The 14,030-nt window shown below is 67.1% G+C and carries 9 protein-coding genes and 1 pseudogene; 5 read left to right on the top strand and 5 right to left on the bottom strand.

The annotated features are described in order from the left end of the window. The first annotated feature begins 40 nt into the window (after positions 1-40). The 4 genes from CSW62_RS09540 to CSW62_RS09525 all read left to right on the top strand — a co-directional run bounded on the left by CSW62_RS09540 (position 41) and on the right by CSW62_RS09525 (position 4,967). The gene (locus CSW62_RS09540; RefSeq protein ID WP_099577194.1) at positions 41-1,468 is read left to right on the top strand and encodes an efflux transporter outer membrane subunit; all 1,428 of its coding nucleotides are present in this window, start codon (positions 41-43) and stop codon (positions 1,466-1,468) included. 25 nt (positions 1,469-1,493) lie between these two features. Next, on the top strand, positions 1,494-2,657 hold the full coding sequence (locus tag CSW62_RS09535) for an HlyD family efflux transporter periplasmic adaptor subunit (RefSeq protein ID WP_099577192.1): 1,164 nt from the start codon (positions 1,494-1,496) through the stop codon (positions 2,655-2,657). Between the two features lie 24 nt (positions 2,658-2,681). Then, complete coding sequence (locus CSW62_RS09530; protein WP_099577190.1) at positions 2,682-4,217, top strand: DHA2 family efflux MFS transporter permease subunit; 1,536 nt, start codon at positions 2,682-2,684, stop codon at positions 4,215-4,217. A 66-nt stretch (positions 4,218-4,283) separates the two neighbouring features. Then, on the top strand, positions 4,284-4,967 hold the full coding sequence (locus CSW62_RS09525) for a TetR/AcrR family transcriptional regulator (RefSeq protein ID WP_233206644.1): 684 nt from the start codon (positions 4,284-4,286) through the stop codon (positions 4,965-4,967). Here the strand turns inward: CSW62_RS09525 and CSW62_RS09520 are convergent. The 3 genes and pseudogenes from CSW62_RS09520 to CSW62_RS27430 all read right to left on the bottom strand — a co-directional run. Continuing rightward, on the bottom strand, positions 4,964-6,034 hold the full coding sequence (locus tag CSW62_RS09520) for a tyrosine-protein phosphatase (protein ID WP_143324363.1): 1,071 nt from the start codon (positions 6,032-6,034) through the stop codon (positions 4,964-4,966). The genes CSW62_RS09525 and CSW62_RS09520 overlap by 4 nt on opposite strands. 18 nt (positions 6,035-6,052) lie before the next feature. Further along, positions 6,053-6,712 carry a TonB-dependent receptor gene (locus CSW62_RS26875; protein ID WP_233206643.1) on the bottom strand — a complete coding sequence of 220 codons (660 nt, stop codon included), beginning with the start codon at positions 6,710-6,712 and terminating at the stop codon, positions 6,053-6,055. A gap of 40 nt (positions 6,713-6,752) precedes the next feature. Beyond that, a pseudogene (locus CSW62_RS27430) lies at positions 6,753-8,138 on the bottom strand (TonB-dependent receptor); the annotation flags it as partial. A gap of 399 nt (positions 8,139-8,537) precedes the next feature. Between CSW62_RS27430 and CSW62_RS09510 the strand changes: the two are divergent. Continuing rightward, positions 8,538-9,779 (top strand): TetR family transcriptional regulator, encoded by a 1,242-nt coding sequence (locus tag CSW62_RS09510; RefSeq protein ID WP_158235413.1) that lies wholly within the window; start codon positions 8,538-8,540, stop codon positions 9,777-9,779. 71 nt (positions 9,780-9,850) lie between these two features. On the opposite strand, the gene CSW62_RS09505 is transcribed toward CSW62_RS09510, so the two are convergent. Then, positions 9,851-11,800, bottom strand: coding sequence for a methyl-accepting chemotaxis protein (locus tag CSW62_RS09505; protein WP_199170554.1), 1,950 nt, complete (start codon positions 11,798-11,800; stop codon positions 9,851-9,853). Between the two features lie 666 nt (positions 11,801-12,466). After that, the gene (guaA, locus tag CSW62_RS09500) at positions 12,467-14,026 is read right to left on the bottom strand and encodes a glutamine-hydrolyzing GMP synthase (RefSeq protein WP_099577183.1); all 1,560 of its coding nucleotides are present in this window, start codon (positions 14,024-14,026) and stop codon (positions 12,467-12,469) included. Positions 14,027-14,030 lie beyond the last annotated feature (4 nt).

Below are 14,030 nucleotides of genomic sequence, written 5' to 3'. Positions count from 1 at the left end.
ATAATTAGACCGAACAGTACGGTTTGAAAACGAGAAGCCGATGCCCTCTCCGAACGCTCTTCGCGCGGCAATCGCCAGCGCACTGCTGGCCAGCAGCCTCGGCGCCTGCGCGGTCATCCCCGCGACACCGCTCACCCAAACGCTGAAAGCCCCGAGCGCCTACGCGTCGGCCAACCGTCTCGCCGCCCCCTCCGCCGACTGGCCGGGCGATCAGTGGTGGACCGCTTATGGCGAAAGGCAATTGAACGGGCTGATGGACGAAGCCCTGGCCGGCTCGCCCGACTTGGCGGCAGCCAAGGCCCGCCTCGCCGAGGCCCAGGCGGCCACGGCCCAGGCCCGCGCCGCGACCCTGCCCAGCGTCACGGCCAACGGGTCGTACGCCTCGGTCAAGCAGAGCTATAACAACGGCATCCCCGCCGCCTTCGTGCCCAAGGGCTACAACGACAGCGGCCGCGTCGCGCTGGACTTCGCGTGGGAACTGGATTTCTTCGGAAAGAACCGCGCGGCGCTCGCGGCGGCGACCTCGGACGCCGAAGCCGCCAAGGCCGACGCCGCCGAGGCGCGCCTCGTGCTCTCGACCAATATCGCCACCGCCTATGCCGACCTGGCCCAGCTGTTCGCCGACCGCGACGCCAGCCAGGACGCGGCGCGCATCCGCGAGCAGTCGGCGAGCCTCACCGCCGAACGGGTCGCCAACGGCCTGGAGAACCAGGGCGCGGCCGAACAGTCTAAGGCCCGCCTGGCCTCGGCCCGGGCCGACCTGGCCGCGCTGGACGAGCAGATCGGCCTGACCCGCAATCGTTTGGCCGCCCTGCTGGGCGCCGGCCCCGACCGAGGCCTGGCCATCGCCCGCCCCGCCGTTGGCGCGGTCAAGGCGTTCGGCCTGCCGGCGAATCTCAGCGCCGACCTGATCGGTCGTCGCCCCGACGTCGTCGCCGCCCGCCTGCGGGCTGAAGCCGCCAGCCAGAGGATCAAGCAGGCCAAGGCCCAGTTCTACCCGGCAGTGAACCTCTCGGCCTATTTCGGCCAGCAGGCTCTGGGTCTGGACCTGCTAAACAACGCCAGCTCGCGCATCGGCTCCATCGGGCCAGCCGTGAGCCTGCCGATCTTCGAGGGCGGCGCCCTGCGCGCCAACTATCGCGGCGCCGCGGCCGACTACGACCTCGCCGTCGCCAGCTACAACGGGACCTTGGCCCAGGCGCTACAGGACGTGGCCGACGCCGCCGTCAGCGCCCGCGCCCTGGATGTCCGCCTCTCGGAAAGCCGGGCGGCCTTGCAGGCCTCCACCGCCGCCCACGGCATCGCCGTCCAGCGCTATCGCGGCGCGCTGTCGACCTATCTCGACGTCCTCACGGCCGAGGACGCGATGATCGCCAACCAGCGAGCGGTCGCCGACCTCGAAACCCGCGCCTTCACCCTGGACGTCGCGCTCGTGCGCGCCCTCGGCGGCGGCTTCCGCGCCGCCTGACCCCATTCTCTCCGGAGCCCCTCCCATGTTCGACAACGAAGCCCAAGGCCAAGGCCAGGCCGCCAACACCGTCATCACCCCGTCCACGCCCCAGGCCGCCGACCATTCCAAGCGTAAGCAGCTGTTCGCCGCCCTGGCCGGCGCGGTCGTGATCGCCGGCGTCGGCTACGGCGCCTGGTACGCCCTGGTCGGGTCCCACCATGTCGAGACCGACAACGCTTATGTCGCCGCCGACGTCGCCCAGGTCACGCCGCTGGTGGGCGGCCCGGTGCAAAGCGTCGCGGTCCGCGACACCCAGACCGTCCAGCGCGGTCAGATCCTGCTGACCCTCGACGACAGCGACGCCCGCATCGCCCTGGCCTCGGCCCAGGCCGATCTGGCCAAGGCCCAGCGCCGCGTGCGCGGCTATCTCGCCACCGACCAGAGCCTGACGGCCCAGATCACGGCCCGCGAAGCCGACCAGGCCCGCGCCGCCGCCAACCTGACCTCCGCCCAGGCCGACCTGGAGCGCGCGCGCATCGACCTGGACCGCCGCAAGGCCCTGGCCGCCAACGGCGCGGTCTCGGGCGACGAGCTGACCCGCGCCCAGAACGCCTTCGCCAACGCCCAGGCCGCCGCGACCTCGGCCAAAGCCGCCCAGGTCCAGGCCCTGGCCAACCGCGCCGCCGCCGTCGGCTCGCTGAACGCCAACACCACCCTGACCGACGGAACCACCGTCGAGACCAACCCAGAGGTCGCCGCCGCCCGCGCCCGCGTCGAGCAGGCCGGGCTGGACCTGAACCGCACGGTCATCCGCGCCCCGATCGATGGCGTCGTGACCCGCCGCAACGTCCAGATCGGCCAACGCGTCGCGCCCGGCGCCGTCCTGATGCAGGTGGTTCCGATCCAGCAGGCCTATGTCGACGCCAACTTCAAGGAAGGCCAGTTGCGCAAGGTGGCGATCGGCCAGCCCGTCGAACTGAAGGCCGACCTCTATGGCGGCTCGGTGACCTATCACGGCAAGGTCGTGGGCCTGTCGGGCGGCACGGGCTCGGCCTTCGCCCTGATCCCGGCCCAGAACGCCACCGGCAACTGGATCAAGGTCGTTCAGCGCCTGCCCGTCCGCATCGCCCTCGACCCGGCCGAGCTGAAGGCCAACCCGCTGCGCGTCGGCCTGTCGATGACCGCCGCTATCGACACCCGTCGCTAAGCCCAGCTCCAAGGGACCGCCGTCATGGCCCAGGCTTCCTCCCCCGCCGCGCCGGCGCTATCCGGTCCGGCGATGATCTTCGCCGGCCTGGTGCTGGCCGCCGCGAACTTCCTGGTGGTGCTGGACACCACCATCGCCAACGTCTCGGTGTCGAACATCGCCGGCGCCCTGGGCGTCTCGCCCAGCCAGGGCACCTGGGTCATCACCTCCTACGCGGTCGCCGAGGCGGTCGTGGTGCCGCTGACCGGCTGGCTGTCGGCCCGGTTCGGGGCGGTGAAGGTGTTCGTCGCCGGCATGGTCGGCTTTGGCTTCTTCTCGTTCCTGTGCGGCCTGGCCCCGTCGCTGAGCCTGCTGGTGCTGTTCCGCGTCCTGCAGGGCGCTTGTGGCGGCCCGTTGATGCCGCTGTCCCAAACCCTGCTGTTGCGCGTCTTCCCCAAGAAATACGCCGCGGCCGCCACGGGCCTGTGGGCCATGACAACCCTGGTCGCACCGATCCTGGGGCCGATCCTGGGCGGCACCCTGTGCGACAATGCGGGCTGGGCCTTTATCTTCTGGATCAACGTGCCCGTCGCCGCCATCTGCGGCTGGTTCGCCTGGAAGCTGCTGCGCCAACACGAAACGCCGCTCGCCCATGCGAAGGTCGATCTGGTGGGCCTGGGCTTGCTGGTCGTCTGGGTCGGCGCGCTGCAGATCATGGTGGACCTGGGCAAGGAGCACGAGTGGTTCGCCTCGCCGCTGATCACGGGTCTCGCCATCGTCGCCCTGCTGGGTTTCCTGGCCTTCCTGATCTGGGAGCTGACCGCCGCCGATCCGATCGTCGATCTCCGCGTCTTCCGTCATCGCGGCTATAGCGCCAGCGTCGTCACCCTGAGCGTCGCCTTCGGCGCGTTCTTCGGGATCAACGTCCTGACGCCGCTGTGGCTGCAGCAGAACATGGGCTACACCGCCACGGACGCCGGTTACGTCACGGCTCTGCTGGGCGTGACGGCCGTGCTGATGGCGCCCTTCGCGGCCGGCATGTCGACCAAGGTCGATCCGCGCCGCCTGGTGTTCATCGGCCTGGTCTGGATGGGCGCGATCACCTTCATGCGCAGCCTGGCCACTTCGCAGATGGGCTTCTTCGACATCGGCCACTGGCTGCTGCTGCAGGGCTTCGGCATGCCGCTGTTCTTCGTGCCGCTGACGGGCCTGGCCCTGGCCTGCGTCGACGAGAAGGAGACCGCCAGCGCCGCTGGCCTGATGAACTTCTGCCGAACCCTGTCGGGCGCTATCGCCACCTCGGTCGTCACGACCGTCTGGGCCGACAACGCCAGCCGCAACCACGCCGCCCTGGCGGGGACTCTCAACGATCCTCAGGGCGTGATGGACCAGATGGGCGCGAGCGGCATGTCGTCCGAGCAGGCCCTGGGGAACATCGACCAGCTGGTCCAGGGCCAGAGCGTCATGCTGGCGACCAACCAGGTGTTCCTGGCCATGGCGATCCTGTTCGTCGCCTCGGCCTTGATCATCTGGCTGGCCCCGAAGCCGACCCGCATCGTCGACACCTCGGCGGTTCACTGAACGCCCTACCTCGCCGCGCGCCTAACCGCCGGGGCGACCTCACCGTCTCTTTCAAGGATTTTGCTCGTGAGCGCCAAGATCCCGACACTGGACACGCCGAATGACCGTCTCATCGAGGCGGCGACCGCCCTCTTCTATGAACACGGCTTTCGCGCCGTCTCGGTCAACGACATCGCCGCCCGCAGCGGCCTGACCAAGTCCACCTTCTATCGCTATTTCCAGTCCAAGGACGATCTAGCCGCGGCCTGTCTCAGCACGTTGGCGCTCGATGACCTGGAAGAACTCGCGACCATCGCCAAGCGGCTCTCGGTCACGCCCATGGCGCAGTTTCACGCGATCGTAGCGGCGGCGGCGGCCAAGATCGAACACCCCGCCTATCGCGGCTGGCTTCTGTCGAACCTCGAGGTCGAGATCCACGAAGATCATCACGTGATCCGAAGGGTCTGCGAGCTCTACAGGACGCGGCTGCGCACCCATCTCCTGGAAGCCGCCGAACAGGCCGGCGTCGAGGCGCCCGATCTGCTGGTCGGCGGACTGCTGATGCTTCTCGAGGGAGCGGGCGTGAGCTTCCGCGGCCTGGGCCATGCGCAGGCGGCGACCAGCATGATCCGGGGCTGGGAGATCCTGCTGCGCGAGCACGGGGTCACACCTCCTATCGAACAGGAGGACTCTTCGGCGGAAAGCCTACGCCCCGGCGCAGAGCGTGAGCCGGGGCGTAGGACCGCGAGAGAAGCTGGCGTTTTCGACTAAACCAGGTAGGCGGCGCGCAGCTTGGCGATCTTGGCGTCGGTGAGGCCAAAGCGCGCCTTGGTCAGGGCGACCGGCCCGCCGTACTTGGCGTCGATGCTCGCCAGAGCCCGGCGCATGACCTCGGGATCCGAGCCCATGATCACCTGCAACACCTCCGGCGGCAGCTTGGACAGGGCCTGCATCTGCTGGGCTGTCACGCTGGCGCCGGCACCGCTTTGGGCCATCTTCGCGTAGTAGGACGGCGGCGTGTAGACCTGAGTCAGGCCGTAGTCGGTCAGCACCGTCTCGCGCGACGCCCCCAGCACCGACAGGATCAGGGCCGAAGCCATCCCCGTGCGGTCCTTGCCGGCGCTGCAGTTGAAGGCCAGCGGCCCCTCGTTGGCCACGAGCCGCGCGAACAGGTCGGTGTAGTGCGGGGTCAGCATGTCCAGGAAACCGACATAGGCGTCGGCGAAGCCCTGGATCGCGTCCTCGCGGGTCTTCATCGTCATGAAGGCCGCCATCGAAGCGCTCATGTCGTAGTCGGTGGCCACGACCTTGGGACCCGGCGTCTTCAGGAAGGGGCTCGGCTCACTGGCGCGTTCTTGCGGGCTGCGTAGGTCGCAGATGGTCAGGATGCCGAGCGCCTTCAGGTACTCAAGGTCGGTCAGGGTCAGGTTGGCCATCACGCCCGAGCGATAGATCTTGCCCCACTTGACCTGCCGGCCGTCGGCGGCGCGCCAGCCGCCAAGGTCACGGAAGTTTCGGCCGCCCTGCAGCGGCAGCAGACGCTCGGCCACCCGGGTCTGGCGGCCGTCGGCGGCCGTCACAAGGAAGTACGGACGCGGCGAGACCGGAGCGTCCACGCTGGCCGAGCTCCCGGCCGCCGTCTTCAGGGGACGCATGACCCCCTTCCGGGCGTCGGGGTCGCCCGAGACCAGGACAGAGACGGCCTGTGCGCCGGTCCAGTCGAGGCGGACGACGCCGGGTGCGGTGCGTTCGGCCTTGGAGTCCAGCAGGGTCGCGGCGCGGGCGGCGGGCGCCAGCGCCAGCGCGCCAGCGGCCGTGAGGAACAGACGACGATCCATGTTCGAGGCTCCCATCCCCTAGAACTTCACGTTGGCTTCGACGCCGAAGGTGCGCGGCTCGTTGTAGATCGCGTACGTGCCCAGGGCGGCGTTGGTGTTGCGCAGGAAGGCGTAGGACTCGTTGGTAAGGTTGCGCGACCAGACCGACAGCTGCAGGGCCGGAGCGCCCTCGGACAGCCTGATGTCGGCCAGGGCTAGACGGCCATTCACCGTGAACGACTTGTCGCTCAAGGTCGGGTCCGTGGTGCTGGTCATCTGGGCATCGGCGAAGTTGGCGTCCAGGTGGGCCTTGAACGTCGCGCCGAAGGCCGGGCGGACATAGTCCACGGCCATGCTGCCAGCGTTCTTGGGGCTGTACAGCGGATAGATGCTCGACTGGGCGTTGGTGAACGGGTTGAACGCCTTGGACAGCTTGATGTCGGTATAGGCGTAGGCGCCCGACAGGGTCAGGCCCTCGACCGGGACCAGCGCGAAGTCCAGCTCGAAGCCCTTGGTCTTGCCCGTGGCGGCGTTGGTGGTCTCCAGCGTGCCGCGGTTGTTGTTGAGGATCAGCACGTTGAAGTCGACCTGGGCGTCCTTGATGTCCCCGGTGAAGACCGCGACATTCAGGCGGGCGCGGCGGTTCCAGAACTCGGTCTTGGCCCCGACCTCGAACATCTCGACCTTTTTCCGGGTCATAGGCGCGGTAGGTCAGCGAGCGCGAGTTGGCGCCGCCGGCCTTGTAGCCCGTGGCCCACCGGCCATAGACATTGATGTCCGGGGTCACCTCATAGGCCACGCTGACGAGCGGGTCGAAGTGGCTCCAGGACTCGTCCAGCGGGATCTTGCCGACGACCGTGTTCTTGTTGGCGTCGACATAGGACGGCGTCGCGCCGTTGACGGTATCGAGGTCGCCCTTCTTGGCGTCCTTGGTATAGCGGCCGCCGACGGTGACGTGCAGCTTGTCGTCGAGGACCGCCGGCGTCCAGGCGGCCTGGCCAAAGGCGCCGTAGCTGGTCGTCGTCACGTGGCTGGCCCGGTCCAGCGATATCGTGTTGAAGTCCAGCGACAGGGTCGTATAGGCCGTTCCGTTCGCGTTCCACTGCAGCGAGTTCGGGGTCTGGGCGTTGTCCCGGACCTTCTCGCGGAAATAGAAGACGCCGCCGACATATTCGATGCGGTCGGTCTTGCCGACCAGCTGCAGCTCCTGGCTGACCTGGTCCTGCCAGACGCGGGCCACACTGTAGCGAGCGAAGGTGCCGTTCGGCGCGAACACCGACAGGGCCGCCGCGCCGTTGTCGAACTGGGTCTGGGTCAGCTTGCGGTACGAGCTGATCGACTTGAGGTCCAGGTTGTCACCCAGTTTCCAGGTCAGGTTCAGGCGGTGCCCCCAGGTGTCGCCCTCGCTCATCTGCAGCGGTACGCCGACGTTCGCGCGATCGGCGCGGTCCGGCTGGGCCGGCGCCAACGGGGCCAGGGCCAGGGCGCCCTTCTTTTCCAGCTGCACATAGTACGGGGTCGAGCCGTCATATGAGAGGTCGTAGGCGTAGTCTGCGGTGAAGGTCTCCGACGGACGCCAGGCGAACTCCAGGTTCACGCCACGCTTGTCGTAGCTGTTGAAGTCGGGCTGGCCCGTGGTGGTCGGATTGGTTGTCGTGCCGTCGCGCTTGCTGAGCAGGGCGTCGACCTTGAAGCTGAAGCCGTTGTACGCCGGCAGGTCGATGTGCGTCTCCAGCTTGTAGGCGTTGTAGTTGCCGTAGCCGAGCGTGGTGTTCATGCCGAACACCCCCGTCGGGGCCTTGGTGACGATGCTGACCGCGCCACCTTCGGTGTTGCGGCCGAACAGCGTGCCCTGCGGGCCCTTCAGTACCTCGATGCGCTCGACATCATACAGCGCCGAGCCCAGGCCTTGGGCGCGGCCCAGATAGACGCCGTTGACATAGACGCCGACGGCTTGGTCGCGAGCCGGCTGGTTGGCGTCGCCCAGGGCGCCGATGCCGCGCATGCCGATCGTCAGCGCAGACTTGCGGGCGAAGAACGGGGCCACGCGCAGCGATGGGATCGAGCCGTCGCCCAGATCTTCCACCGACTGGACGTGACGGGCCTTCAGGGCCTCGCTGTCCATGGCCGAGATAGCGATCGGCGTGTCCTGCAGGTTGGTCTTGCGCTTCTGGGCGGTGACCACGACCTCCTCGAGGCTGGTCGCGCTGTCTCCTGAGGCGGCGGCGTTGTCCGCCGCGCGGGCCGCGCCGCACAGGGCCAGGGCCGCCGCGCTCGTCAGCAGGCCGACGCGCAGCGCCGACATCTCGATAGGCCGTTTCATCGTGAGTCCCCTTTACCTTCCGGCTGACCAGCCGGGCTGGGGCGCATCTAGGCGTAGCGCGTGACATTAGAACGAATGTTATGTTTCAATTGCACGAAGGTCACAGCCCGATAAGCGCCTGACTTGCTCCGCTCATCCGGGTAGGGAATATGCCTCATGCCCACTCACCCACCCCTTGCCACAACCTCAGCGTCGCCCGCGATGCCCTCACACTTCGGAAGCCCGGAGCTGCAGGACAACACGCGCCAGCGCCTGATCGCAGCCGCCGCGACCCTGGTCGCCGAAGGGGGAATTGCCGCCGCCTCGGCGCGCGCCATCGCCGCCCTGGCCGGAACCTCGGCCAGCGCGATCAACTACAACTTCGGCAACTTAGAACGTTTGTTACTGGCCGTGTTCAAGCAAGGCCTGGAAGAGACCCGCGCCTGGCAGGAAGGTCGCGCGCGGGAGATCGCCGCCCTGCCCCGCTCGCCGGACGGCGCGGCTCTGGCGCTGCTGCACGTGATCCAGGCCTGGGCGAGCGATGGCCGTCGCCTGGCGCTGATCTACCAGGAAGCCGTCACCGCCGCGCCTGGACAGGGGATCGCGGCGGTATGGACTGGTCTGTGGCGAGACTTCTGGATCGAGGCCGCCGAGCGCTTCGGCCTTGCGCCGATCGACGGGCGGATTCTGCACGCCTTCTTCGAGCACGAGGCGCTCTACAGCCTATCGGCCTGGTCCCCAGCGCTCGAAAGCGCCGCCCTCACCGAGATGGCGGAGCATTTCGCCACCCTTTGGCTGGGGGCCTCGATCCGCCCGATGCGGGGCGCGACGCCCTTGGCCGAACGCACAGCGGGGACCCGGCCTTTCGGCTCCGTGCAGCCGGCGGCCATGCGCATCGCCCAGGCCGCCGCCGAAGTCGTCGAGGACAAGGGCCTTTCGGGCCTGACCCACCGCGCGGTGGCCACGCGCGCGGGCGTAACCACGGGCTCGGTCACCCACCATTTCCGCTCGATCGAGGATCTCGTCGCCGGCGCCATCCGTGGCCAGGTCCAGACAATGACCGATGAAGCCGCCGCCCGGAATGATGGCCCGCCCTCCGTCGAAGGCATCCTGACCCCCGAGGCGCTGTTCGCGGCTTTGCGCCTGCATGTCACGGCCGAGGCGCCCTCGCCGGCCGTAATCCGCCGCCGCCGCCTGTTCTTGGCGACGGTGCGTCGTCGCGAACTTGCCCCGGCGGGCGGGGTGATCCGGTTTTCGTACGGCGGAACGCTGCGCGACAGCCTTGGCCGGGTGTTCGGTCTTTCCGGCGACAATCTCGTTCTGCACGCCAGCGTGCTGGCCCGCCTTCTGGCGGCGGTGTGGTTTAGCTGCGCTGGCGACAACAATCCCCACGCCGCGCGATCAGCGCTGTTCGAGCAGATCGAGGCCAAGTTCCTGGCTTGGAACAGCGCCAGGGGAATTTGACGCGCGCTGAGGTTCGGCACCTTTGATGCGCAGGCGGCGCCAGCCCCAGGCCTAGACTTCGACAGTCCGCGTCAGGCGCCGTAGCTTTTGAAATGGGTGTCCTCCGCGTCGGGACGGCCTTGCTGCAGGTCCAAGACGAACCCGGTGACCTGGGACTGCTGGGCGGCCACGGAAGAGCGTCCGATGACGCCCTTGGCAAGCGACCTCCCGGCTCGTCCATGCGTTTCCGCCCTGGCGCCGGTTCGCGCCCTGATGCTGCTCCCGAAGCCCTGCCTCCGAACGGCGTCCGGGGATTCGCTGAGATGGAAATAGGCCATCGAGCCCTGCAGTTCCTCGGCCTGGGCGGCCAGTTCCTCGGAGGTGGCGGACATCTGTTCGGCGGCCGAGGCGTTCTGCTGGATGACCTTGTCCAGTTGCTGGATGGCTTCGTTGACCTGCGAGGCTCCGATGTCCTGCTCGCGGCAGGCGGCGCTGATTTCGAAAACCAGCTCGGCGGTCTTTCGGATGTTGGGCACGAGAGTGGTCAGCATCTCACCGGCCGATCGGGCAGCCTTCACCGTATCGGACGAGACCGCGCTGATTTCCGTGGCGGCGCTTTGCGAGCGCTCAGCCAGCTTGCGCACTTCCGATGCGACCACCGCGAAGCCGCGGCCATACTCGCCGGCGCGGGCGGCCTCGACGGCCGCGTTCAGGGCCAGGAGATCGGTCTGGCGCGCGATCTCCTGCACGATGGCGATCTTGTCGGCGATGGTCTGCATGGCTTCGACCGCCTTGTTCACCGCCTGCCCCGAGGTTTCGGCGTCCGCGGCGGACTGGCGGGCGATCTTCTCGGTCTGGGCGGCGTTGTCGGCGTTCTGCTTGATGTTGGAAGCCATCTCTTCCATCGAGGCCGACGCCTGCTCGGCCGCGGAAGCCTGTTCGGTCGTGCCTTGGCTCATCTGATCGGCGCTGGCGGAGAGTTCCTGGCTGCCGGCCGCCACCTGGTCGGCGGCGCTGGAAACATCCCCCGCGAACTTGGTGAGACTGTCGACCAAGCCGTTGATGGCGTCTCGCATCCGACGATGGTCACCTTCGCACTCGATCTCGACCCGCTCGGTCAGGTCGCCACCGCTGACTTTCTCGAGAACCCGGTTGCCTTCGGCGATCGGCAGCAGGATCGCATCCAGCATGCCATTGATGCCCATCACGAGCTGGGCGAAATCGCCCACGAAGCGGCCGGGCTCTCCGCGCTTGCTGAGCTCCCCCGCCATGGACACGGCAATCAGCTTCTGGATCTCGACGGTGATCGCGGTGAGGTTGCCGCGCAGCGTCTCGACCGTGTCGTTGATGAAGGCCTTCTTGCCGGGGAACTGCTCTAGAGGCGCGCTGAAGTTCCCGTCGCCGAACTCCTTGATGCAGGCCATGGCCTTCTTTTTGACGGCGATGTGCCCCGCCACCATGGTGTTGACGCCACGGGCCATGGCCGCGAAGTCCCCCTTGAACTTCTCGACCGGCACGAAGACGTCGATATCGCCGCGATCATGCTCGTCGGACATGTGGTTCATCTCGGCGATCAGGCCCTTGAGATTGGCCCGCAGCGTCTCGATGGTCTCGTTGATAAAGGCCTTCTTGCCCGGGAAAGACTCCAGGGCCGCTTCGAAGTCTCCATCACCGAATGCCTTGACGCAGGCCATGGCCTTCTTCTTTGCCGCGATGTGCGCATTCACCAGCGAGTTGACGTCGCTCGCCATCGTCGCGAGTTCGCCCTTGAACTGGGCGACGGGCACCTGGACGTCGATGTCGCCCCGGTCGTGCTCGACCGACATGAACCTCAGGCTTTCGCCCAGCGCCCGGACAGGCTGCAGTCCCTCATCGAGGAGAGCATTGACCGCGAGAAGGATTTCACGAGCTTCCCCCGTGGCGGCCTGAAGATTTGCCCGATCAGCATAGTCGCCATTCTTCATGGCCTGGGCCAGGCGCCGGACTTCCAGGATCGCGGCCTGGGGCTGGGAAGACGCTTTGAATTGCGTGAACATCGACATCTGACTTCTTCCTTAACCTTTGGCGCTCGGGGCGATTTCTATCGCCTGGCGGATGTCGGTGACGGCGTCGACAGTCAGAACTTGGGCCACAAGGCCTCCGGAGCTGAGGCGGCGCTTTAATTAGCCAACAACCAGCTTAGGAACACGAATTACAATTACAGAAAGGTATAGATCTCTTATATTGCAGATAAAGACCCTCTGAAAATGAACTTCATTTGAGTTTCAAGGTACATTTCACGCGTCATGGTGTCGCACCATATCGCTGGTAGCCGATCGCCTGGCTAAACTCTCAGTAAATCTCTTTTTCGCCTTGGCATACCAGGCCCCTACGCGTTTCGGAGGCATCTTCCGCTCTATCGATGCGGATTGGAGCCGCCGACGAGGTCACGGTCATGGGTCCGGGCGGGACAGGCATGTCGATCCCGCCCGGCGCGATACGCCGCACGGCCCGGCGCTTGGCGGCCGCCGCTGCTAAGGCCGATCAGGGGTATGTCGAGGCGCCAGCCGCTCGACCTCGCGAGCAAGGTCGCGACGAAGCCGACAATCAAACGAAAAGTGAGCAGGCCCATCAATGATCGGCGACGATCATTGATGAGTCAGTTCACTTTTCACTTCAATGACTTATATGAACCAACAATAGCTCTGGAGCGCCCAAACGACGCCAGACTATTCCCACTCGATGGTGCCGGGCGGCTTGCTGGTGACGTCGTAAACGACGCGATTGACGCCGCGCACTTCATTGATGATGCGCGTGGCGGTCTTGCCCAGGATCGGCCAGGGGAACTCGAAGAAGTCGGCGGTCATGCCGTCGGTCGAGGTCACCGCGCGCAGGGCCAGGACGTTCTCGTAGGTGCGGGCGTCGCCCATCACGCCGACGGTTTTGACCGGCAGCAGCACGGCGAAAGCTTGCCAGATCTGGTCGTAGAGGCCGGCGTTGCGGATCTCTTCCAGATAGATGGCGTCGGCTTCCTGCAGGACCTTGACCTTCTCGGGCGTGATCTCGCCCGGGATGCGGATGGCCAGGCCCGGGCCGGGGAACGGGTGGCGGCCGACGAAGGCCGGCGCCAGGCCCAGCTCGACGCCCAGGGCGCGAACCTCGTCCTTGAAGAGCTCGCGCAGCGGCTCGACCAGCTTCAGCTTCATGTAGTCCGGCAGGCCGCCGACATTGTGGTGGCTCTTGATCACCGCCGAGGGACCGCCACGCGCCGAGACGCTCTCGACGACGTCCGGATACAGCGTGCCCTGGGCGAGGAACTCGGCCCCGTCGATCTTGGCGGCTTCCTTGTCGAAGACCTCGATGAACAGGCGGCCGATGGTCTTGCGCTTGGTCTCCGGGTCGCTGACGCCGGCCAGCTCGCCCAGGAACATGTCGCCGGCGTCCACGTGAACCAGCGGGATGTTGTAGTGGTCGCGGAACAGGGTCACGACCTGGTCGGCCTCGTTCTTGCGCAGCAGGCCGGTGTCGACGAACACGCAGGTCAGCTGGTCGCCGATCGCCTCGTGGATCAGGACGGCGGCCACCGAGCTGTCTACACCGCCCGACAGGCCGCAGATCACCTTGCCGTCGCCGACCTGGTCGCGGATCCTCGTGACCATCTCCTGGCGGAACGCCGCCATGGTCCAGTCGCCCTTCAGGCCGGCCAGGGCCAGGAAGTTCTTGTAGATCTTGCTGCCATTGACCGTGTGAACCACCTCGGGGTGGAACTGGACGGCGTAGATCTTCTTCTCGTCATTGGCGATGGCCGCGAACGGGGCGCCGGTCGAGGTGGCGATGACTTCGAAGCCCTCGGGGATGGCGGTGACGCGGTCGCCGTGGCTCATCCAGACAGTTTCCAGCTCGCCGACGCCGGCCAAGCCGTCGAACAGCGGGCTGGTCTTGCCGATGGTCAGTTCGGCGCGGCCGAACTCGCCGGCGTGGCCGCCCTCGACCTTGCCGCCCAGCACGTCGCACAGCAGCTGCTGGCCGTAGCAGATAGCCAGCATCGGCAGACCGAGGTCGAACAGCTTACGGCCGATGCGGGGGCTGTCGTCCTCCAGCACGCTGGCGGGGCCGCCCGACAGGATGATGGCCGAGGGCTTGTATTCGTCGACAAGCGCTTCGGCCTTGTCGAACGGATGAATCTCGCAATAGACGCCGGCCTCGCGCACCCGGCGCGCGATCAGTTGGGTCACCTGGCTGCCGAAGTCGACGATCAGGACGCGCTGGTGTTCGGTTTCGGTGGTCATCGGC

The organism is Caulobacter sp. FWC2 (assembly GCF_002742625.1).
Lineage (GTDB): Bacteria > Pseudomonadota > Alphaproteobacteria > Caulobacterales > Caulobacteraceae > Caulobacter.
Note: the sequence above shows the minus strand (reverse complement) of the source record. Positions and strands in the feature narration are given on the sequence as shown.